At 32.3% G+C, this 24,011-nt stretch carries 19 protein-coding genes; 18 read left to right on the top strand and 1 reads right to left on the bottom strand.

What is annotated here, in order from left to right:
* Positions 1 to 38 precede the first annotated feature (38 nt).
* The 6 genes from bsdtb5_RS05960 (at position 39) to bsdtb5_RS05985 (ending at position 5,432) form a co-directional block, all read left to right on the top strand.
* A complete protein-coding gene (locus bsdtb5_RS05960; protein WP_271715115.1) occupies positions 39 to 917 on the top strand; it encodes an ABC transporter ATP-binding protein in 879 nt (292 codons plus the stop codon).
* Entirely contained in the window at positions 917 to 2,188 is a 1,272-nt protein-coding gene (locus bsdtb5_RS05965) for an ABC transporter permease (protein WP_271715116.1), read from the top strand. Before bsdtb5_RS05960 ends, bsdtb5_RS05965 begins: the two co-directional genes overlap by 1 nt.
* Positions 2,142 to 2,771 carry a hypothetical protein gene (locus bsdtb5_RS05970; protein WP_271715117.1) on the top strand — a complete coding sequence of 210 codons (630 nt, stop codon included), beginning with the start codon at positions 2,142 to 2,144 and terminating at the stop codon, positions 2,769 to 2,771. The genes bsdtb5_RS05965 and bsdtb5_RS05970 overlap by 47 nt, the downstream gene beginning before the upstream one ends.
* A gap of 128 nt (positions 2,772 to 2,899) precedes the next feature.
* Positions 2,900 to 4,111, top strand: a complete 1,212-nt coding sequence (locus bsdtb5_RS05975; RefSeq protein WP_271715118.1) for an RtcB family protein — start codon at positions 2,900 to 2,902, stop codon at positions 4,109 to 4,111.
* A 270-nt stretch (positions 4,112 to 4,381) separates the two neighbouring features.
* Positions 4,382 to 4,954 (top strand): hypothetical protein, encoded by a 573-nt coding sequence (locus tag bsdtb5_RS05980; RefSeq protein WP_271715119.1) that lies wholly within the window; start codon positions 4,382 to 4,384, stop codon positions 4,952 to 4,954.
* A gap of 310 nt (positions 4,955 to 5,264) precedes the next feature.
* Positions 5,265 to 5,432, top strand: a complete 168-nt coding sequence (locus bsdtb5_RS05985; RefSeq protein ID WP_271715120.1) for a hypothetical protein — start codon at positions 5,265 to 5,267, stop codon at positions 5,430 to 5,432.
* 155 nt (positions 5,433 to 5,587) lie between these two features.
* On the opposite strand, the gene bsdtb5_RS05990 is transcribed toward bsdtb5_RS05985, so the two are convergent.
* Entirely contained in the window at positions 5,588 to 6,931 is a 1,344-nt protein-coding gene (locus bsdtb5_RS05990; protein ID WP_271715121.1) for a hypothetical protein, read from the bottom strand.
* Between the two features lie 402 nt (positions 6,932 to 7,333).
* On the opposite strand from bsdtb5_RS05990, the gene glf reads away from it, so the two are divergent.
* From glf to bsdtb5_RS06050, 12 genes are all read left to right on the top strand, one after another.
* Positions 7,334 to 8,425: a UDP-galactopyranose mutase gene (gene glf, locus bsdtb5_RS05995; protein WP_271715122.1), complete on the top strand. Its 1,092-nt coding sequence runs from the start codon at positions 7,334 to 7,336 to the stop codon at positions 8,423 to 8,425.
* Positions 8,426 to 8,757: 332 nt separating this feature from the next.
* On the top strand, positions 8,758 to 9,765 hold the full coding sequence (locus bsdtb5_RS06000; protein WP_271715123.1) for a hypothetical protein: 1,008 nt from the start codon (positions 8,758 to 8,760) through the stop codon (positions 9,763 to 9,765).
* A 175-nt stretch (positions 9,766 to 9,940) separates the two neighbouring features.
* Positions 9,941 to 13,579 carry an AAA family ATPase gene (locus bsdtb5_RS06005; protein WP_271715124.1) on the top strand — a complete coding sequence of 1,213 codons (3,639 nt, stop codon included), beginning with the start codon at positions 9,941 to 9,943 and terminating at the stop codon, positions 13,577 to 13,579.
* 53 nt (positions 13,580 to 13,632) lie between these two features.
* On the top strand, positions 13,633 to 14,085 hold the full coding sequence (locus bsdtb5_RS06010) for a hypothetical protein (RefSeq protein ID WP_271715125.1): 453 nt from the start codon (positions 13,633 to 13,635) through the stop codon (positions 14,083 to 14,085).
* A gap of 14 nt (positions 14,086 to 14,099) precedes the next feature.
* Entirely contained in the window at positions 14,100 to 14,774 is a 675-nt protein-coding gene (locus tag bsdtb5_RS06015; protein WP_271715126.1) for a hypothetical protein, read from the top strand.
* A 218-nt stretch (positions 14,775 to 14,992) separates the two neighbouring features.
* The gene (locus tag bsdtb5_RS06020; protein WP_271715127.1) at positions 14,993 to 16,009 is read left to right on the top strand and encodes a glycosyltransferase family 2 protein; all 1,017 of its coding nucleotides are present in this window, start codon (positions 14,993 to 14,995) and stop codon (positions 16,007 to 16,009) included.
* 227 nt (positions 16,010 to 16,236) lie between these two features.
* The gene (locus tag bsdtb5_RS06025) at positions 16,237 to 16,779 is read left to right on the top strand and encodes a PadR family transcriptional regulator (protein ID WP_271715128.1); all 543 of its coding nucleotides are present in this window, start codon (positions 16,237 to 16,239) and stop codon (positions 16,777 to 16,779) included.
* Positions 16,769 to 17,425 carry a DUF998 domain-containing protein gene (locus bsdtb5_RS06030; RefSeq protein WP_271715129.1) on the top strand — a complete coding sequence of 219 codons (657 nt, stop codon included), beginning with the start codon at positions 16,769 to 16,771 and terminating at the stop codon, positions 17,423 to 17,425. The genes bsdtb5_RS06025 and bsdtb5_RS06030 overlap by 11 nt, the downstream gene beginning before the upstream one ends.
* Before the next feature lie 3 nt (positions 17,426 to 17,428).
* Entirely contained in the window at positions 17,429 to 17,896 is a 468-nt protein-coding gene (locus bsdtb5_RS06035) for a hypothetical protein (protein ID WP_271715130.1), read from the top strand.
* A 134-nt stretch (positions 17,897 to 18,030) separates the two neighbouring features.
* Complete coding sequence (locus tag bsdtb5_RS06040; protein WP_271715131.1) at positions 18,031 to 18,594, top strand: TetR/AcrR family transcriptional regulator; 564 nt, start codon at positions 18,031 to 18,033, stop codon at positions 18,592 to 18,594.
* A 125-nt stretch (positions 18,595 to 18,719) separates the two neighbouring features.
* Positions 18,720 to 19,514, top strand: coding sequence for an SDR family NAD(P)-dependent oxidoreductase (locus bsdtb5_RS06045; protein ID WP_271715132.1), 795 nt, complete (start codon positions 18,720 to 18,722; stop codon positions 19,512 to 19,514).
* A gap of 167 nt (positions 19,515 to 19,681) precedes the next feature.
* Complete coding sequence (locus bsdtb5_RS06050; RefSeq protein WP_271715133.1) at positions 19,682 to 23,971, top strand: DEAD/DEAH box helicase; 4,290 nt, start codon at positions 19,682 to 19,684, stop codon at positions 23,969 to 23,971.
* Positions 23,972 to 24,011 lie beyond the last annotated feature (40 nt).

A 24,011-nucleotide genomic window follows, 5' to 3' on the forward strand; every position in this document is an offset into this window, starting at 1 on the left:
CTCAATTCGATATATCCTCAAATAGAAAGGAAAATAGCATGGATACAGAAATTGTAATTAAAAACCTCAATCAATACTATGGAAAAAAACAAGCACTTAAAGATATTAATTTATCCATTCATAAAGGAATGTTCGGTTTATTAGGTAGAAATGGTGCGGGTAAGACAACACTAATGAAAGTTCTTAGTACATTACTTACAGTAAAAAATGGAGAAGTAACGATAGATGATGTACCAATTACAGAATCAAAAGAAATACGTAGAATGATTGGATATCTTCCCCAAGACTTCTCAATGTATCCGAATATGTCTGTTTATGAAGCAATGGATTATCTTGGTGTATTGTCTGGATTAAGTAAAAGTGAACGTAAGGAGAGGATTCCAGAACTCTTACAAAAAGTAAATCTTCATAAAAATTACAAGACAAAGGTAAAAGCAATGTCAGGGGGAATGCGAAGACGTCTGGGGATTGCACAAGCCATTCTACATAATCCTAAAGTATTAATTGTAGATGAGCCAACTGCTGGATTAGATCCAGAGGAGAGAATCAGATTTCGTAATCTACTTTGTGAGATGGCAGAAGAGCGAATTGTTATCTTATCTACTCATATAGTAGGTGATATTGAAGCAACCTGCGAGGATATTGCGGTGCTAGATGAAGGTGAGTTGATATTTGACGGAACAGTGCATGAACTTTTAGAAGCAGCAGAGGATAAGATTTATTCCGCTAAAGTTTCAAGGTTGGAACTAGAAAAAATAAAAAATGAGTATATTGTAACCAGTATTGTATCGATGGGAAACCATGCGAATGTTCGCTTGGTTTCTGAGAACACACCGTTTGAGGGAGCAATGAAGGAAGAGCCTAACGTGGAAGATTCCTATATGTATCTAATGAGTAAGAAAAGGAGGGATTTGTAATGTTTGTCACTCTCTTTCAGAAAGAATGTAAGCAGATCTTAAAGAGCTTTACTTATTATTTATTTATTGTTCTACTTGTACTATTTTTCAATAGTCAGTTATCTGATTTTACTATGATTCATAAGCCCGTGGAAGGTAGTAAGAATTATGGTACTACCTATAGTAAAGATAAGGATTTTATTATGCAACAAACAACGAATCTACTAGTAACAGATTATTTGAGTAATGATTATATTGCTTATCCAATTGGATTTTATAAAGACGTTAAACTAAATAAAAGAAAACAAGAAAAAATAGCAAATATACTTGAAGAAATAACCGGATGGAAAGACAAGGAGTTACGAAAGCAAGTAAAAGATAATTCAGAAATTATCTATGTTACTAATAATAATAAAAATAATGTGAAAAAGCGAATTCAACTAAAATCAAACTATAATATTCCAATATTAGATACCATAAACTATCACAAATTTATAAAACGAATGGGAAAGGTAGATAAAATTATTGGTGGAGGATCTAGTTACGCACCAGATGGAATCTATCATAACGCAGAAAAGCCATTAACTTATAAAGAGGCTTTAGATGAATATAATGATATCCTATACAAGGATCATGTAACCAATGCATATGCTAGAATCTTTTGCGATTATATAGGAATTATGCTAGCAATATTGCCTATTTTCTTGGCGGTGACAAGAGGACTTAGAGATAAGAGAGCGAAAGCACATGATGTTATATTTGTAACGCAGAGTTCTTCTACTATTATCATTCTATCAAGATACCTCGCAACGGTTGTAATGGCAGTATTACCAGTCATTCTTCTTGGATTCGTAGAAGCTTTACAAACAAATTATTATGCAAATAGTCTAGGGGTATCACCTGATTATTTTGCATATCCCAAATTAATTGGTTATTGGCTATTACCTATCATATTAGTAGTGACAGCCTTAGGTTTCTTTCTAACAGAGCTTACCAATAGTGCTATTGGTATCTTAGTACAAGGATGTTGGTGGTTCATCAGTATATTTTCCTCCATGAATAAGTTAGTAGGTAGTGCCGGAAGGAACCTTGTACCTAGGTTTAATACAGTTGGAGAGCATGATGAGTTTATAAAGATGTATCCAGAACTTATAGTAAATCGTATTGGCTATAGTATCTTAGCTTTGTTACTTGTGATAGCAACTATTATTGTCTATCAATATAAACGAAAGGGGATGCTTGCTAGTGATAGAACGTTATTATCAAATTGGAAGAATAAACGTAAAGCATAACTTGCTTCCTCATATTATTATAGGCTTAGCTCTATGTTTGATAGCGCCATTTCTCATGGGAGTTAATAACCTGAATCAATATCAGAGCGCACAGGTATTAGAAATGTATGTATCACTCTTAGGAATTGTCTTTCTTGTACCTATCTTTTACCTGGATCAAGATGCGAATATCAGGGAAGTAGTGAGAGCAAAATATACTCCAATGATCCAGCATTATTTAATAAGGCTTTTTGAGGCGATTATTCTCTTAGTAATATTTATAATGGGATTTATTCTATTTCTTCATTATGGAGAATGTGATTTTCCAGTTGGATACTTTTTTATGGGGACCTTAGCAGAGGCTATCTTCCTTGGCGGGTTAGGAGTATTTATCTATGGTATAGTTGACAATATTGTGGTAGGCTATATGATATCAATGGTGTACTATATGATTAATTTTGGATGCAAGCCTCAGATGATTCCTCATTTTTATTTATTTACGATGATGCGAGGAAGTTATGAGAATAAAATATATCTTGGAGTTGGAGGAGTCGTACTTCTTGTGCTTGGATTGGTTCTTAGGGAAGTTAGATTTAGAAAATAGACATTTGAGATGAATCAAGAACAATCAATAGTAGTATAAAGAGTAATAATTAGTAGGAAGATAGTCATTATATATAATAAAACAATCATATAATATACATGTACCATAGAGAAAGGATTCTATTGAATATGAAAATAGTTGAAGGAAAATACAATACCGCAATCATCTATACCGATAGCATCGAAGAAGTTGCAACAGAGCAAATAAAAACATTGTGTGACCAAGAATTCACCAAAGACTCAAAAATACGCATTATGCCAGATGTTCACGCTGGTGCTGGTTGTACGATAGGAACAACAATGACAATTGACAAAAGAGTCGTTCCTAATCTAGTTGGAGTTGACATTGGCTGTGGAATGGAGACAGTTCTTTTAAAAGACAAACATATAGAACTTCAAAAATTAGATAAGCTTATCTACGAGAAAATTCCTTCTGGTTATAATATCAGAAAGACACCTCATAAATATAATGAAGAGATAGATTTGACTGAACTTCGTTGTAGAGTAGAGGGTAAGATTAATCTTGACCGAGCAGTGAAAAGTCTTGGAACACTAGGTGGTGGAAATCATTTTATTGAAGTAGACAAGGATGAATCAGGTCAGATCTATCTTGTCATTCATTCAGGAAGTCGTCATCTAGGGTTAGAAGTTGCAGGGTATTACCAGGAGCAAGCGTATCAGCAATTAAATGGTAATTCAAAAGAGGATATTAATGAACTTATCGAACGATTAAGAAGTGAAGGTAGAGAAAAAGACATTCAAACAGAGGTCAATGAATTAAAAAAAACGATTAAAACAGAAGTTCCAAAAGTACTTGCGTATGTCTCAGGTTCATTGTTTGAAGATTATTTACATGATATGAAGATTGTACAAAGATTCGCTATGCTGAATCGAAAAGCAATGATGGATGAGATTCTAAGAGGGATGAAGCTAAAAGTGGAAGAAGAATTCACAACAATCCATAATTATATTGATACAGAATCCATGATATTGCGCAAAGGAGCAGTATCAGCGAAACAAGGAGAAAAATTATTAATACCAATTAATATGAGAGACGGCTCTCTCATCTGTATCGGAAAAGGAAACGATGATTGGAATTGCTCCGCACCTCATGGAGCGGGAAGAATCATGTCTAGGAGAAAAGCCAAAGAAACTTTCACCGTATCTGAATTTAAGAAACAGATGAAGGAGATCTATACAACCTCAGTTGGGTCTGAGACTTTGGATGAGTGCCCAATGGCATATAAAGATATGGAAGATATAGTGAAGAATATTGGGGATACAGCTGAAATAGTAAGTATTATTAAGCCTATTTATAATTTCAAGGCAGGAGAAGACTAATTGTTTGCATCGATTAGATTGATTAGATGCAGTAGTTATATTTTGGATTTATAAAAAATAATAAAATATTCTTGAAAAAAGGTAAATATTTCAATTTAATTGCCGATATATTAATTAGCTAAGGAAAGCGTTAAAATCAATGGAAGGATTTCATTGATTTTGGCGCTTTTTTAAGTCCATTCTGCACGCAAATGTACTTAAAATAATTAGCTAGTAAGATAAGGTTATCAAAAATCTTATTAAATTATCGTATCATAGTGGAGGAACATCATGGATATTACAAATTTTATTCTTAATTCAAAAAGTAATTATGAAAAAATTAATTATCAAAAGGAAGAAAGAAATTCTAAAAATGGAATGGATACAGACACAGAAGAAAATCAGTTTTTAAAGATATTACAAAAGAGAGAAAATATAAATAAAAAAAATGATACTTCAGAAGTGGATTCATCAAAGAACGTACATACAGAAGAGACAAATAAGAATCCATTAAAAAAACACTCAGATATTGATGCACCATATGCTGAATTAGCTAATCAAGCTGGAGTTGTTACTTATCAAGGAGTAAATTATCAGTGTAATGGCAAAACAGATTCTATCAGTATAGGAGATATGAGCAAAGAAGAAGATGTTATAACAATTCCGCTTGAAGAGGGTGGATTCTTGAAGGTGAACATTAATAATATTGATAGTCTTGCGGCCTCAATTGGAATGTTTTCACCAGCAGATGTGAAGCGAATCCTATTTGCGTTATCAACGAAAAATAAAGCAGCCAAAGATAAAATGACAGATCAAATAATAAAGGTGTTGGAAGAACTATCGAAATCCAAAGGTTTAAAATAGATTGAAAATAACCAAGAAATTAAGGTAAAATAAGGAGTATAGATTTCAAAAGAGAATATGGTAGATGAAGATAGTGAAGAAGGATCGAAGAGAATAGAATAGAATAGAATAGATGAGTATGTAAGATAAATGAAAAGGAAAGTCAGTAAGGATAATTATTGAAAGTTAAGCTTAAATTATCTAAAAATATATAAGTAAAATGACCTTTAACTTAATAAATGTAAAATCTGTGTACATAGTGATAATCCTATTGAGAAAATAAGGAATACATGGTAAAATATATATATCATAATACAAGGGGGTATTGGATATGTCAAATAAAAGTACTTTCAATAACTACGAATCTTCAAGGGTGGAACTAGCTAGTAACAATAAGGTAATCTTATCCCAAGATGCCTTACAAGACGTAGTACCAATGGATTGGTCATCTGACGTCATTGATAAAACAGGTGAAAAGGTACAGATCAAGAAAAAATAATCGTAAAAATACGTCGTATTGTATTGATGAACTTATATTGATTACTATATGGATTTATTTACACTAAAAAATTAGTAATAATAAAATGATTTAACTTGTACATCTTAACGCACTCATAATGAGTGCGTTTTTTGAGTTTACGAGCCATAAAGTGATTAATAATCATCAAATGATTGTATAAAATACAGTATACATCCTCCGACTGTTAGAAGTATAATAATTTCTATCGTTTTTATTATTATATGAATCAATCGCTTTATAAAATTGCTTTTTATTATCTTAAAAATAGCCATTTTAAATCTTGCTATTAATCCATATTCTTTAGATATATTTCTTTGTTCTAGAAAAATTTGATTTTCATTAATTTTTAAATCTAAATTTTTTTGATAGAGTACTTCAATATAATAGAGTACTTCTGCTTTATCAGGATACCTTTTATAAAGTTTACGTAATACCTTACTCGCTTTTATCCATTTTTGTTGAGCTAAGTAACTTTTAGTAATTAGTATTAGTATTTCATAATTGTATTGGCTAGAACCCTTTATTTTGTTACATATACGTATTGTGTGATTGAAGTAATAGCATATGAACCATGTATTTGCTTGATAAATAAAGTTCATGATATTTTGCGGATCGAGATCTATCGCTTTTTTAAATTCTTTTTCAGCTTTTCGATTCTTTCCCATTTTTATTAAGTATTCACCTTTTAAAATGTATAAATCAGGATCTTCTTTATATATTTCATATGCTTTTTCTATACATTGATATGCTTCATCAAGGTCATATCTTCTCAGCTTTATAAAAGCCTCTTCTCTATACTTAAGATATAAATCATAGTCTATATTAAGATTCTGCTTAAAATAGCAATACCTTGGAACATTGCTATCACTGAATTGCTTAAATAAATAATCAAGCAATTCATCTTCAAAGTAAGAACTTAAATAATCTCTTTGCGTATCCCACTGAAAAATATGATTCAATAGTTTCCAAGTATTTTGTTCGAGAAAATGATGATCTCTAATAAATTCAAGCATATCTTTATTAATACAATTTTTATAATCAAGATTCCATATAATATCATCGTTCATGAGTTCTTCCCAATGATTCATATCTAATCGTTGAAAAAAATCTGCATATAATTTTTCTATCTTTTGAAAAAATATGACTCTTTGTTCTGCTAAACTAAGAGATTCCTTTGAATGAGTATTAAAATCAATAAACACATTATTTTTATTTCTTATACTATTTATGTAATCCAATTGGCTATTCTCAATATTCATTCTCATTGTATTTATGGTATTAAGATAAGTAACATCCTCTTGGCTTTTACTTTGATTACATTTTGCATATCTTAGGGCAGAATCATAAGCCTCTCTAAGCATTTGGAATCCTTCGGAATCATTTTCGGGATGATAGAAGTGTAATTTTTTTGCATAAGCTTTTTTTATTATTGTAACATCAGTAGTAGGCTCGATATCCAATATAACCCAATAATTCATATATAATCAATTCACCCCTCCCTCTATCTTTTGGAAGTTATTATACTACAAGAGATGCTAATAAGAAATGAATCGAATTTACTATTATGCCTCGTAAGTTTAGTTATTGGTTAGGGTATGAAAAGTCAATTTTAATTTTACTTAGTGTATATCGTTGTATAAGTCTGAAAGAAAAACGCTTTCACTCTTAACGTTTGTGATTTCACCTTTTCAAGCAAGTGAAATCACTTCACTAAATTATGAATTTTACTAAGATTAATTTTTTGAGAAAATACATAAATACTTAAGAAATTAAATATTCCAATATCCAGATTGATAGTGTAGAATAATTAAGGAATAATAATTATAACGTCGATTAGACAAAAACATTGTTTAATTATATATAAATATAGGAGAAATAACATGTATGATTATTTAATAGTAGGAGCTGGACTATATGGTTCCGTATTTGCATATGAGGCAATAAAGAAAAATAAAAAAGTGTTGGTGATCGATAAGAGAGATCATATTGGTGGAAACATCTATAACGAGAATGTGGAAGGGATTAACGTTCACAAGTATGGTGCTCATATTTTTCATACAAGTAATGAGATGATATGGAATTATGTGAATCAGTTTGCTAAGTTCAATAATTATGTAAATAGCCCTATCGCAAATTATAAGGGAGAGATATACAATCTCCCTTTTAATATGAATACATTTTCTAAGATGTGGGGAGTTGTTAACCCAGAAGAAGCATTGGCTAAGATTGAAGAGCAGAGGAAAGAGATTAAAGGAGAACCAAAGAATCTTGAAGAACAAGCAATTTCTTTGGTAGGTCGAGATCTATATGAAAAACTAATCAACGGTTATACAAGGAAGCAATGGGGGCGTGAATGCACTGAACTTCCATCATTTATAATCAAACGGTTACCTGTACGATTTACCTATAATAACAATTATTTTGAAGATTGCTATCAAGGAATCCCTATGGGAGGATATAATTCTATCATTGAGAAGATGCTACAGGGAGCTGATGTACAGTTAAATGTTGATTATCTAGCAAACAAAGAAGAATTAGATAGTAAAGCAAAGAAAGTGATATATACAGGACCAATCGATGCTTATTATGGTTATTCGCTTGGAACTCTAGAATATCGCAGTGTTCGATTTGAAACGGAGATTATGGAGAAAGAGAATTATCAAGGCAATGCTGTTGTGAATTATACGGATTACGAGACTCCATATACAAGGATAATCGAGCATAAACATTTTGAATTCGGAACACAAGAGAAGACGGTAATTAGTAGGGAATACAGTACAGAGTGGAAGTTAGGAGATGAACCTTATTATCCTGTGAATGACAGTAAGAATGGTGAACTATACTTGAAGTATAAAGAGCTCGCAGATAAAGAGGAACATGTAATCTTCGGTGGAAGATTAGGTGAATATAAGTACTATGATATGGACAAGGTAATTTTATCCGCGCTTGAAATGTGTGATAAACTAATTTAATGTAAAATTGCTTAAGGAATAATGAAATCAGTTTTTATATATAGCAAATAATAGATAAGCGCCACTTTTGAAACAATTGGTTTACAAAGGTGGTGCTTTTCTATTATTTTAATAAATTAATCATACATTTTAATAATAATTTTTTATAAAAAATAAACTGAAATTGATTATTGATTAAAAGTGGTATATAATGGATAATAAGGGGGAAAATTCAATAATTAAGCTGAAATTAATTAGAATTTACCTTATAATATATTTAATTGTTGATTATTGTATATTTTGTTTGATTATAAATAGTAAGCACTCAAAATTTTACATGTGGAGGTTCAAAAATGAGTTTGAAAAGAGTAATGAAGTCTTTTTTAAATCTAAATAATGGTGATGATGTAGAAGAATACGTCGAAGAAGTTATCAAAAAGATGATAAAACGATGTAAGAAAAATTACAACGTAGATGTTAGTGGAAGTTATGAATTTACATTAGGATTAGTTAGCAAGTACAAAAGAAAAGATGGATTTGATGATTTGGAACACTTTGTTGATTCATATATATATACTGCAATAGAGAAATATATACAGTTATATAATGTGGCTAAAAAGGAATATATACGTTTGCTATGTACAAATGGAAGATTTTATTTAATGGCAGCAGAAAACGTTTATAAATTGGATGATTTATTGTCCATGACCAAAGAGGATAGAAATAATTATGAAGAACGCAGTAATTATTCAGATGATATCGATGAAGTTGTAACTAAAATCCTTGATAATATGATAGTTAGAAGTAAAGATATCTTGAATATGGATGGAGGTTATACCTATGAAGTTACAACAAGCTTAATTTCTAAATTCAATAGTAAAGATAAAGGGAAAAATCTAGAGAATATAAGAAAATATATTTATACTTATATATATAAAGCATTAGAAAAATGTAGTAAGAAATATACTTTTGAAATGATGCCCGTTTTTTGGATATATGCTACAAATGGTATATTTTATTTCGAAGTAGATGGAAATATTTTTGAATTAGATGATATATTATCATTATCAAAAAATGATAATTTGGAAAAAAAGCGAGAAGTAAGAGATAAAGATATAAACAAGATAGATGAAATGGATGAATATGAAAGTGAAATAGAAAGAATAGATGAATATGATAATGAGATATATGAAGTGGATGAATACGAAAACGAAATAGATGAAGTGGATGAATATGAAAACGAAATAGACGAAGGGGATGAATACGAAAGCGAAATAGATGAAGTAGATGAATACGAAAGTGTAATAGATGATATGGATGAAGATGATAATGAACTACATACTTTGAAGATGAAAAAATAGAATTAAATATATGTACTTAGTATATATTAAAATCTAATAATCTAACTTTTCATTAAATAAAACACACACACTCATTAATTGAGAATGATATAATCGTTAGAACTTGCCAATAGGCAAGTTCTTTTGAATATTGGACTTATGAATAAAGAAATAGTAATTAGAGGAGGTAGAACAAGTGAACTTTACAGATGTAATAAGATTTCTTTTCCCTGAATATCAGGCAGTGGATGCAATAATGGAGTATGGTTTTATTAAAAATAAGAAAAGTGTATATAATCAGAATCATGCAGCACTACAAAGATTGGCACAGACAGTTAATAATGGTACGACTAATTTAAACACTGATAGAGGGAGAAGTAATACAATAAGTAATAATATCAATAATATAAATAATACGAATAATACAACAAACGACAATACGGCTAAATACCAACATAAAGATAATTTAAAAGTAAATAATGATGAGATTTCGATAAAATTTACAAGCATTAGAAAAGATTTAGCCAATAATTTTGTTGGACAGATTAAGTATTTGGACAATCTTTGTTTAGCCTTTAAGCGTCCATTTATAACTGGGTATGATAATGTAAAACCTAAGAATGTTATTATTGTACTTGGAAATAAAAGCTCAGGAAAGCATACAAGTATAAAATATATGGCCCGGTTCCTAAAAGAAAGGAAATTAATTAGTAGTAAAAAGGTAGTACAAATCGACTTATCATTATATCCAACTACTTCAGAGTTTCAATTATTTATATCTGATATTTATAAAAATTTATATGATGATTCTAATATTCTGATATTTAATAACTTTCATAAAGGTCATTCAAGTGCTATTGAAGTAATTCAAACTTTGGTTACCACAGGAGAATACACATTAGGAACTAGATATATAGTAGAAAATGGTGCACTTGTTGAGACGACTGGCGCGCTCATGGAGAATACAATCAGTAACATAAGCACAAATGGTAAATATTTTATCATTGTATCTGAAAAATCTGAGAAAGAAATACAAAGCACATTTGGATTAAACTTTATGAAATGTGTTGGTGATATCATTCATACAGATCCATATACAGAAGAAGAGTTAGGGGAAATGGTGGATTGCATCATTGATGAAATAATAAGTAGATGTAATAAAAATCTTTCCATGGATTTAAGTTATGATGATAAAGTAACTTGTATTGTGGTATCAGGTTATAAAAATATTACAGGTATAGCTGGAATGTCTGATTTTATAGAATCAAGTATCTATAAACCATTAGCACAATTAAAATTAAAAAATAATTATAGTAATAAAAAATCTGTAATTATATCAGTTAGAGATGAGAGATTGATTGCTAAAATTGGAGAAGACTCTATATTTTTAGATACAGTTCTACCAAAAATTGATTCCTATGGACTTGAAGAAATCAAGAATGAATTAAATCAAATTGTAGGGATTGAATCTGTAAAAAATTACATACTTAGCCTGCAAGAGAATCTACAAATTCAAAAATTACGTGAAAGTAAAGGATTAAAGGCAGCTAATATTTCAATGAACATGATATTTACCGGTAACCCTGGAACTGGTAAAACAACCATAGCTCGTATTGTTGCAAAATATTTAAAAGCACTAGGTATACTATCTCAAGGTCAATTAAGAGAAGTAACAAGGGCTGATATGGTGGGGCAATACGTGGGTCATACAGCAAAGATTACCAATGAAGTCGTAAGATCTGCAATTGGTGGAGTTTTATTTATTGATGAAGCATATGCACTCTGTAGAGATAAGGAGGATTCTTTTGGACTTGAGGCTATTGATGCATTAGTAAAAGGTATTGAGGACAATAAAGATGATTTAGTTGTTATATTAGCTGGATATAAAGAAGAAATGGATGGATTCTTAAAAACGAATTCTGGTTTAAAATCACGATTTCCTAATATAATAAATTTTGAAGATTTTACTGTAGAAGAAATGTATCAAATATCACTTATTACAGCTAAATCAAAGGAATATATAATTGCAGAAGATTGTAAGGAATCTCTCATTAAATTATTTGAGAAGAAGCAAATTAAAGGTAAGAATGACAGTGGAAATGGTCGTCTTGTTCGTAATGTAATTGAAAGTGCAATATTGAAACAATCGAAACGTATATTAAATAATAATACTGAAGCGTTGGATTTACTAAAATATGAGGACTTTGAATTTGAAGAAGTAAGTAAATTTGATATAGAAGCTAGTCTATCAAAGATTATTGGACTTGATACGGTAAAGGAATTTGTTCGTACTCAATATAGATTGTTAATTGCAATGGAAAAACGCAGAAAAGCAGGAATGGTTGTAGATACTACGCAGTCATTAAATATGATATTTAGTGGTAATCCAGGCACTGGTAAGACGACAATTGCTAGACTTGTAGCCAGCATGTTTAAAGAAATGGGACTATTAAAATCAGGACATTTAGTTGAAACAGATCGAAGTGGACTAGTTGCGGAATATGTAGGACAAACTTCTAAGAAAACAGAAGAAATCTTTAAATCAGCACTTGGTGGTATATTATTTATTGATGAAGCATATGCCTTAGCGGATGATACTGGATATGGAAAAGAAGCAATTGATACATTAGTTAAATTAATAGAAGACTTCCGCGGGGAGATTGTTGTTATTCTTGCAGGATACAAAAAAGAGATGAGCAATTTCTTGAATACGAATTCTGGACTTCAATCAAGGTTTCCACTTCATATTGAATTCCCTGACTATCAACCAGAAGATTTATATGAAATAACTTTAAAAATGATTAAAGAAAAAGGTTTTATTCTAGCAAATAATGTAGATGAACTTATCAAAGAACAAATTTATCAGTTACATAAACAATCAGATGCCAATTCTGGAAACGGACGTATGGTTAGAAATTATCTAGAAGAAGTAATGAGGAAACAATCGTCTAGAATTGCCATTAATGATATACCAAATGATGAAATGAATATTATCCTTACTGAGGATATAGTAATAGAGGTTAAATCCAAATCAAGCTATGACTTAGATCGCGAATTATCTAAAATAGTAGGTCAAGAAGAAGTGAAAGAATATATTAAGAGTTTAAATGCTAGGCTTAGAATGCAAAACGAACGTAAAAAGCTAGGTCTTGTCGTTGACGCAACGCAGACACTTCATATGATTTTCAAGGGGAATCCAGGAACCGGTAAAACGATGATAGCAAGAACAATTGCTGATGTGTTATATAATATAGGTGTTATTAAAACAAATAAGTTAGTAGAAACTGACCGCTCTGGACTTGTAGCAGGTTATGTTGGACAAACAGCTATTAAAACGAGAGAAAAGATTATGGAAGCACTAGATGGGGTACTGTTTATTGATGAAGCTTACTCTTTATCACAAGGCGGAGAGAATGATTTTGGAAAAGAAGCAATTGATACATTGGTAAAACTTATGGATGATTACCGAGATAGAATTATTGTAATATTAGCTGGATATAGTGGGGATATGGATCATTTCCTTTCTATGAATGCAGGCCTTAAATCAAGATTCCCTAATATTATAGAATTTAAAGATTACTCAACAGAGCAATTAATGGAGATCTCAGACTTACTATTTAATAACAAGGGTTATGAATTAGATGAAAAAGCAAAAGTAAAACTTATGGATATCTTTAACCAAATAAAATCGGAACCACAATTCGGAAATGGACGCTATGTACGTAATGTATATGAACGAGCTGTGAATAATCAAGCTTTGCGTTTAAGTTCAGATATGGATTTAACAAAGCAGGAGTTGATGACTATACTGGATACGGATATTATGAGAATTTAAGATCGTATTATTTGTTATAAAGATAAAATATTTAATCAACGAAGGGGTATATTATGAGAAATATTTTTTGGGATAGATGTTGTAATATAATAGCGGCAATTTTTTTTATTTATTTATTGTGGCGTGGATTTTACGGCATATTTGACGATGTAAAATATATGATATATGCAATTTTTTATATGAGAGATAATCAAACTTCATTTACAAGCTTTGATTTTGATATCTTTTATAGTCTTGGTTCTTATTGTTTCATATTTGGGATAACATTTGCAATTCCGATATTACGAAAGATGTATCGAGCATTTCCTTGGTTATATCCAATAACGTTAACTATATTATTGGATTATGTGATTATTGCATTAGGATATATGATATTAAGTTATGGATATCAAATTATTAATGTATCACGAAATAAGATGTTTTTTATAATAATGATTGTACAATTAGTAGTTTGTAGAGTATCAATGTGTATTTATTTTAAATTTAAGCCTATAAGACATATCTAAAGAGGGGTAAGTAAATGAATAAAGAACAAGAAAGTAGGAATACGAATAAGTCTAACAATTATTATGACCATTCATATAATTTGTTAGATTCGAATGCGAATTCAAATGCTAAATCGAATGAGATTTCAAGCACATATTTTAGTAGTAGTGTAGATGATATAGTTGAAAATGAATATATAGAAGAAATCGAAAGAAAAGAAAGAGAAAAACCACTATTCATATTAGGATTGGTATTAATCTGCATCTCTTTTTGTTTTATTTACTTAGACCAAGGTACAAAATGGGATAATTCAAAAGTTGCAATGGATGCACTAAAATATAGAGTATCAACAGAGTTAAAGCCAGGAACGGCCATGCAATCTGCAAAATATGAAAATGAATTATCAAAAGATGTTAAAATAAAAAATAATACAAATAAGAAAAAAACGAAAATATGGGTATGGGATTATGCTGATGAAGATGGAGATTACGTACAAATAAGCGTTAATGGCAAAGAGATAGGTGATCCGTTTCTAATATTGAATAAACCTAGAGTATTTACAATACCTGCAGAAGGTGAAATAGAGATAAAGGGGATAAAAGACGGTATTAATGGAATATCATATGCAATTAAGTTTGATTTTAATGGTACAAGTTATTTGAATTTAGTAAACGAAGGTAAGGTAAATAAATTTAGCTTAGTTAAGTAACTTAGTAACCACTATTAAGATGATGTGTCCTTAAACATAACAATTATTGTTACAATAAACGTTTAAATATGATATTATAAATGTGTCACTAATTGTCGATATAAGATTGTTGGTACTATACTTGTGGTAATAATCACAAGGGTTACCCGATATTACATCATATTTAAAACCATTCAACGAAGGAAAAGGTTATCAAAATTGAAAGGCTAGGCAGAGAAATGAAATTATTATCAATTGTTATTCCTTGTTATAATTCACAGAATTATATGAGAAAGTGTATAGAGTCGCTTTTAACTGGTGGAGAAAGTGTTGAGATCATTATTGTAAATGATGGTTCAAAAGACAGTACCGCAGTAATTGCAGAGGAGTATGCAAGTTCTTACCCAACCATTGTAAAGGCAATTCATCAAGAAAATGGTGGACATGGAGAAGCAGTAAATACGGGGATACGTAATGCAGCGGGGTTATATTTTAAAGTTGTAGACAGTGACGATTGGGTAGAGCAAAGTGCATATGAGAAGATATTAGAAACACTAGAGAATCTAACCCAGGAAAACACACCGATTGATATGTTGGTAAGTAATTTCGTCTATGAAAAAGAAGGGGCAACGAATAAAAAGGTCATGCAGTATGAAGGTGTACTTCCAGAGGGAGTAATCTTCTCCTGGGATGATATTGGACATTTTCGTAAGGGTCAATATATCTTAATGCATTCTGTGATTTATCGAACAGAATTACTACATGAATGCGAATTGGAATTACCGAAGCATACCTTTTATGTGGACAATCTATTTGTCTATCTTCCATTACCTTATGTTTCAAAAATGTATTATCTAAGCGTTGATTTCTATCGATATTATATTGGTCGAGATGATCAATCTGTAAATGAAAAAGTAATGATTGGTAGAATTGATCAGCAGATTAAAGTAAATAAAATTATGTTCGAACAAATAGATATACGTAATGTAGAGAATGCAAAGAGACGTAAATATATGATGAATTATCTAGAAATCATCACAGTGGTATCAACAATTCTATTAATTCGATCAGGAACCATTGAGAACCTATATAAGAAGAAAGAACTCTGGAAATACATAAAAGAGAAAGATACTCGTTTATTTTACCGATTACGAAATGGAATATTAGGAGTTACAGTGAATCTTCCAGGAAGAGTGGGAAGAAGGGTATCTGTTGCAGTATATAAGATATCTCAGAAAGCTGTAGGATTTAATTAAACATAAGTAACTTCACAAACTCGTCATAGTAACGATGATGTAAAAGTTTTAATATATAATAAAAAATCAGCCAGACAGTAAATGTTTGGTTGATTTTTTTTGTGTAAATGTTTGGATAATGTTATTGACATATATTTTATAATATAGTACTTTATATATAAAGTAGTTTATTGATAAATCAATTTATATATAAAGTGGTTAGGGACCGGTTAGGAAGGAGAGATTATATGTTAACAAAACCAGCAATTCTTTTACTAGGAATGATACTGGAATCACCAAAAGGAGCATATGAGATTACAAAAAAATTAGAGCAGATGCAAGTAAGATGGTGGTTAAAAATATCGGACGCTACTGTTTATAGTACAATTCATATGTTAGTAAAAAAGAATTATATCGAGGGACGAATAGAGAAAAATGGGAATATGCCAGAAAGAACGGTTTACTCAATAACGGATGAAGGGAGAGTTGTTTTAATAAAGACGATTCGAGAGTTATTTGTATGCATGGATTTTGATACGACTGTATTCTCCGTAGTAGCTAGTTATGCCTATCTTATTCCCAGAGAAGAAATGAGAGAACTACTTCAAAAAAGATTACAGATATTAGAGGAATATAAGAGTGGAATTCATAATCAAATTCTAAGTGTTGAGAAGATATCACTGCCATGTATTGTTGGGTCTAATATACAAAGAATGGAAGATATTGTGGATGCAGAAATCTTAAGTGCTAATAGGATGATTTCTGAGATAGGAGAGATCAATGAAAAATAATAAATGGTTTCTATTTGTAGTAGTAATTAGTCTGACAGATTGTATATTACCATTTTTTCTTGCACTCTTTTATCTTGGTTATAATTATATGAATATGGTATTAAGTGCGTTAGGAAGTGAAGATTCACCAGTTAGAGCTATATATAACATTTGGATGCTTTGTCTTGGTGTATCATTTATCTTTATTGGGTTACACGTTTACAGAAGTTATGAGAGTGTGGCAAAGTATAGTAGAACATGTTTACTTCTCATTACGTTAGGATATGCAGTGTTTGATTGTATCAATTCAGGCTTCTTCTCGATTGGTGATTCAAAGAATATGGTGACCATACCACAGATGATTCATGGGTATGGTTCAGTAATTGGATGTACGTTATTTACATTTTCAGGTCTGATCGCAGCAGTCATGCTATGGAAATCCTATCGTAACGCAGCGTTACTTCTTTTACTAGATTTTATAGTGTGTTTGCTAGCCTTTACAATATTCGTAGCTAGTGAAAACATAGGTGCAGATAGTAATGGAATAGTAAAAATAATGACTTATGAAGGACTATGGCAAAGAATATCGTTTCTATTTATGTATGTTCCTCATATTGTTTTATGTATGATTACATTAAGAAAAAAAGTTAACTTAGGAGGTAAATAAGTTATGCCACAGATGAATAAAGGTGGAAAATATATTTTTGGAAAATCAATAATAAAACAAGATAATAGCATACAATTTCCTACACAAGCAATTGTTGAGTATGATATTAAATCAGAAGGATATATTTATCTTATGACGGGAAGTAAAGCTACAGGTGGATTTTGTGTGATGAGAAAAGGCTTGTTATATCCGTCAAAGCTTGGACACATACTTACAGATAATAAAGGGTTATGTGATTATAGTATCCCAATGGGAGAGTTCATACCTTATAAGGGAAGAAGTTACTGTTGGATAACCATTGATGATAGTGGAAGGATTCAATTGACCGATGAAATGATGCATATTCTTAATTTAGAGAATGGGATGGAACTCTTGTCTATAAGGAGCAGTGATATTGCATTTACTATGGGAGCGGAAGGGCCATTATTGGAGAAAGCAAAACAATTCTCGGGTGAGATAGAAGTCTATTAATGAACTGAAAGAAAGATAAGGAATATCAATATAATTAGTCGAGGTTTCGATATTCTTTTTCTTTCGAGTTTAATGAATTGTAATCATTGACTTTTAGTCAATCAAAAACTATAATGTGTAACAGGAGGTGTCTTATGAGAATATCAAAGGAACCAGAAGTGCGTAAACGTGAAATTGCAGATACTGCAATGAGAATCTTTGCGGAAAAAGGTTATGAAGCAACTTCAATGAAAGATATTGCAAAAGCAGTTAATGTTGTTCCTGGACTTTGCTATAATTATTTCAAATCGAAGTATGAATTGTATGAATATGCAACGAACTTATACGCTGAGGAGTGCATCAAACCTTTAGTAGAAATATTACAGAATAATGAGGAAACATTGGAGATATACTTAGAAAAATTATCTAATGAGTTTATTAAAAATGTAGGTAAAGAAAAGTATCATGATTTTTTTCATAAGGAAGGAAATCAGTTATTTCACAAACAATTAGAAATCATAATGAATGATAAACTACAGCCGTATATTGAAACTTTTATTGTGAAATTAAATCAGAAGGGAATTTTACAGGCAGATGATCCAACTACAATATCTAAATTTATTGTATATGGTCAATCACCCATCATTAATGATGATTCTTTAACATCAGAAGAAAAAGTAGACAAAGTGATATCAATTATCAAATTATTATTAAAGTAAAATACCTCGGTGAATAGCCGAGGTAAAAATATAATCTATGAATGAATAAGTGTCAATGAAAGTCATTCAACTGAATAGAGTTATATATTAAAACCAATCTATAATTAAAAGTTAGGAGACAAACAATGAAGAAAGTAGCGTTAATTACAGGAGCAACAAGTGGACTAGGATTGGCATATGCAAAGGAATATGCGAAAAAGGGATATAATCTAATCATTACAGGAAGAAGAGAAGATAAGATTAAAGAAAATGGTAAAAAAATAGAAGAAAGGTATCATGTTACGGTTAAAGTAGTAATTGTAGATTTAGCATATAAAAAGGGGGTAGATATTCTTCTTAATGAAATGAAAGAGGATGAAATTGAAGTATTGATCAACAATGCAGGGTTTGGATTGAAGCCAGTATTTTCAAATACAACAAAAGAAGATATTGACCGTATTATGTATTTACAGATGAATGCTGTAGTGATATTAACTAGGAATATATTAAATCAAATGTTAGTTAGAAATAGAGGTACGATTATTAATATATCTTCGGACGGAGCATTTGCAGTAATGCCTAGAAATGTACTATATTCATCAACAAAATTATTTATTCTTAATTTTACCGAAGGACTCTATCTGGAGCTTATTGATACAAATATAAAAGTTCAGGTGGTATGTCCTGGTTTTATAGATTCTGATTTTCATCAAAGTGCAGGAATGAATGTAGTGAAGAAGAAAAAGGGATTTATGAAATTTGTTGCACCAGAAAAAATTGTTGAAATGGCTATGAAAGATATGAAGAAGGGGAAAATTATAAGTGTACCAGGTGTGAATACAAAGATTGTTTGTTGGATTGCAAAGTTCCTACCAAGAAAATTATTTTATAAATTTGTAATTCGTTTTACAAAAAAGCGATTAAAAAAACTAAATCGATAATTTAACGTTTGTGATTTTACCTTTGTATGCAAGTAAAATCACTGCACTATCTTATTGAAAATACCATGTGGTAATTTTTGGTCACATATTATATAATATCACTAATATGATTGCGTGCGAACTACTCGCACGCTTTAAATTTACCGTATGAAAATAGGAGGAACCTTATGTCATCCAATTCGCTAGATCTATTTCATCCCCATACTGCAGCGTGGTTTCAAAGAACCCTTGGTACACCTACGAAAGTACAAGAGGAAGCATGGCCTGCAATAGCATCAGGATGTGATACATTAGTATCCGCTCCGACTGGTACTGGTAAGACATTATCCGCTTTTCTAGTATTTATTGATCGGTTAAAGGAAGAAGCTCGTCGAGGTACCTTAACTAATGAACTCCATCTAATCTATATCTCTCCACTCAAATCTTTAGCAGGAGATATCCGTGAGAATCTAAACCGCCCCATTCATGGTATTCTAGAGGAAGAATATAAAGAGGATTCTAAGTCGAACTCAACCCCTTTTGATCTTAATATTGCAATCAGAACAGGCGATACCACTCAGAATGATCGAAGAAAGATGATTAAGAAGCCACCTCATATCTTGATCACAACGCCAGAATCTCTATATCTAATGTTAACGAGTAAATCAGGAAAATCCATTCTTCATACTGCCAAAGCCATTATTATTGATGAACTTCATGCGATGATTGATTCTAAGCGAGGAAGTCATCTTATGCTCTCCATTGCTAGATTAGATAAGTTATGTGGAAAACCATTACAGCGGATTGGTCTCTCAGCAACCATTGAGCCTTTGGAAGTAGCCGCAGAGTATTTATCTCCAGATCAAGTAACGATAGTTGCTCCAAAGATGGAGAAAAAAGTAGAATTCAATATTACCAGCCCACTTACTGATTATCACGTACTACAGAAAGATTCTATCTGGCAGGAGATTGCAAGTGCAATCTATGAACAATGTAGAAAAGCCAAAAGTGTCATAGCTTTTGTGGAAGGACGTACTCCAGCAGAGAAACTTGCTTTCTATGTAAATGGTCTTGCAGGGGAAGGATATGCAAGAACGCATCATGGTAGCTTATCGAAGGAACAACGTCTAGAAGTGGAACAGGATTTAAGAGATGGTAACTTACATCTATTATGTGCAACGTCTTCTATGGAACTTGGAATTGATGTTGGTGATATTGATCAGGTAATTCAGATTGGTTGTCCTAGAACAATATCAAGTACAATGCAAAGACTTGGTCGTGCGGGGCATAATCCAGGTCGAACTAGCGTGATGTATATGTATCCGAGGTTTGCATCGGAGGGACTCTACTGCGGGTTAACAGCAAAGGTAGCGAAAGATGGTGGCGTTGAGTATTCTGCTCCACCAAGATTATGTCTTGATATCTTAGCACAACACCTTGTCTCTATGGCAGGAGGAGAAGGTTATTCTGTTGATGAAGTGATGGAACTATTAAAGAGAGCTTATCCATTTCGAGAGGTAACCAAAGAAGATGTGAAAGACGTACTTTGCATGTTAGCTGGAGACTATGAACATGAGCGTGACCTCCCAGTTCGTCCTCGAATTCTCTATGACCGTATTCATGAATATGTCGAGGGGGATGCCTATAGTAGGATACTTGCAATCTCAGCTGGTGGTACGATACCTGATAAGGGAATGTATGCTGCTAAGACAGAAAGTGGTGTAAAGCTTGGAGAGTTAGAAGAAGAGTTTGTATTCGAGGCGAGAATAGGTGATAAATTTCTACTTGGAAGCTTTGCTTGGCAGATTGCTAAAATACAAAAAGATTGTGTTATCGTAAGGCCTACGAATACGATAGGTGCAAAACCTCCTTTTTGGAAAGGTGAGATAAAGGGAAGAAGGGTTAAGACAGGGAAAGCATTTGGTGCAATTCTTCGTGAGTTAGGTGATGCTTATGAGAAGAATCAACTACTAGAAGAACTAGAGCAGTTGGGTCTTGATGAAAGTACAGCAAAGAGAGCAGAAGACTATCTAAAGCGTCAGATAGAAGCGACGAACGTCTTACCTGATGATCGAACCATACTACTAGAGCATTTTAAAGATGATACTGGAAATAATCAGATGATGGTGCATTCTGTCTATGGAAGGCAGATTAATATGCCACTCGCGATTCTAACCAAAGAAATTGCGAAGAAGATTACGCAATCGGATATTAATTATGTAGAGGACGATGATGGTTTTCTACTATTTCCTTATGGTGAGGGTGAGATACCAGAAGGATTACTATATAAGATTCAACCAGAACAAGTAAAAGGAATACTGGAAGCAGTTCTTCCAGCAACGCCAATCTTCAACATGACATTTCGTTATAATGCAGGACATGCTCTTATGATGGGAGTTCGAAGATCAGGACGTCAACCACTTTGGGTACAGCGTATGCGAAGTGCCGAGATGCTTGATTCTGTAGTAAGGTATGGGAGGCATCCATTAATTCGTGAGACAAAGAGAGAATGTCTCGAGGACTACTGGGATCTAAAAGGGCTTGAAGATATATTATATGGAATTCAATCAGGCAGCATACAAGTACGAGAAATGTATCTAGATATTCCATCTCCAATGTCCTTACCACTTCGTCAGCAAACAGAAGCTTCTATGATGTATGATTATACTCCAACACCTATAGGAGTTCACTTGGCTACTGGCGATGCATTAGAGCAGACCTTAGAAGAATCTGAGAAGATTGAACCAGAGAGAGAGCACCTTGAGCGGGTATCAGAACGAGGACGAATGCCAGAAGATGAGAAACAGCTCCACTCTCTTCTTATGATTGAGGGAGACCTAATAGCTGGAGAACTAGATGTTCCGATTGAATGGCTAGAGATATTAGTTAGAAGAGGACAAGCAAAATATATTGAGCCAGGTCTATGGATTGCAGCAGAGCAGGAAGACGAGTATAGGGTGGCTTGTGAGGAGAGCACCTTACAGATGGAAGAGAGAATGCATATAGTGCGAAGACTTCTAAGGTACCGTGGAGCACATACAATAAGCCAAATTACAGAGCGTTATTTATGGCCTGAAGAAGCTGTGGCTGAAGTTCTAGAAGGATTATGTGGTTCTGGAAGTGTTGTAAGCAAAAATGGAACGAGTAAGCTAGGTAAACAAAGCAGTGATGATTCAGCAGAAAATGAGACTATCTTCTATCACGCCAAACTCTATGAAAGAGCAAGAGAAGCCACAATAAGGAGTAGAAGAAATGAAGTAAAGACCCAACCAGCTAAAGCATATGCCTCCTTATTAGCAAGTCGGATGGTAAGGAATGCACCACCAACGGAGCAACTAGAGTCTACTCTTAATTTGATGTCTGATCAACCTTATGCGATAGCTTTGTGGGAAAGTGCACTATTACCAGGGCGTGTTAGTGGTTATAGAGAACAACTTCTGGATACATTGTTATCGAAAGGCAATCTATTCTGGAGAGTGAATGGAGATTCCGAGTTATCCTTTCATAGAGCAGAAGATATTGACTGGGATGCAGATCTATCGAGTAGATTAGAGCAGTTAGAAGGAAATGAAAAGATAATATATGAAGCTTTATTAAAGCGAGGCGCAAGCTTTATGCAAAGATTAGGTTCTTTGCTAGAGGGAGAATCACCTTATGATACCTTACTAAGTCTTGCCTCCAAAGGTCTAATCTGTGCGGATAGCTATGTACCAGTGAGACAACTACAAAATATAGATAAATTAAATAAAGGAACAGCAAAGCAGCGAGCAAGTGCACGTGTCATGGCTTTAACTGCAGGAAGATGGGAAGTATCACGCCCTTTGATTGAACTTACAACGGAAGAAAAATTAGAACGAATATTTGAACGAGTAATTATACTATGTCGTGAGACCATTAATGGAGTATTTGGAGTACAAGGAATCTCATGGCAAGAAGCGCTTGAGACCTTGCGAATCTGGGAATACACAGGTCGTGTAAGAAGAGGATATTTTATTGAAGGTCTATCAGGAATTCAATTTATACGAGAAAAGGACTTTGCTGGTACTATGTTAGAATTATCCATGCCAAGAAATCAGATTGTCTGGTTATCTGCTGTTGATTCAGCTCAACAATGGGGAAAGAGTATACCCCATATGGAGAATCGATCATTTCTTAATGTGTTAGGAACGGTTGTGGCGTTAAAAGAAGGGCTTCCCATAGTTGTATTTGAGAGACAGGGGAAAATTCTTCGATTGATGCAAGGGGATATGAATCAAGGGGAAAAAACAGATGAGAAGAAAGGAACAAGCTTAGGTGAGTTAAGTGAGAATGAGCTTATTGAGTTAATAAGGTTATTTGCAAGCGATTTCAATAGAAAGAAGATATATGCGCAAGTTAAGAGAATTGTGGTCAAGGAATATCCGAAGGAAGCAGTAGAAGCACTGGAACAAGCTGGATTTAAAAAAGAAATGATGGATTATGTATTGTATCGGAATTAGTGATATTTGCGATACAAAAGTATCAGATACATTAGGAATA

It is taken from the genome of Anaeromicropila herbilytica, assembly GCF_016591975.1.
In the GTDB taxonomy this organism is placed as follows: domain Bacteria; phylum Bacillota; class Clostridia; order Lachnospirales; family Lachnospiraceae; genus Anaeromicropila; species Anaeromicropila herbilytica.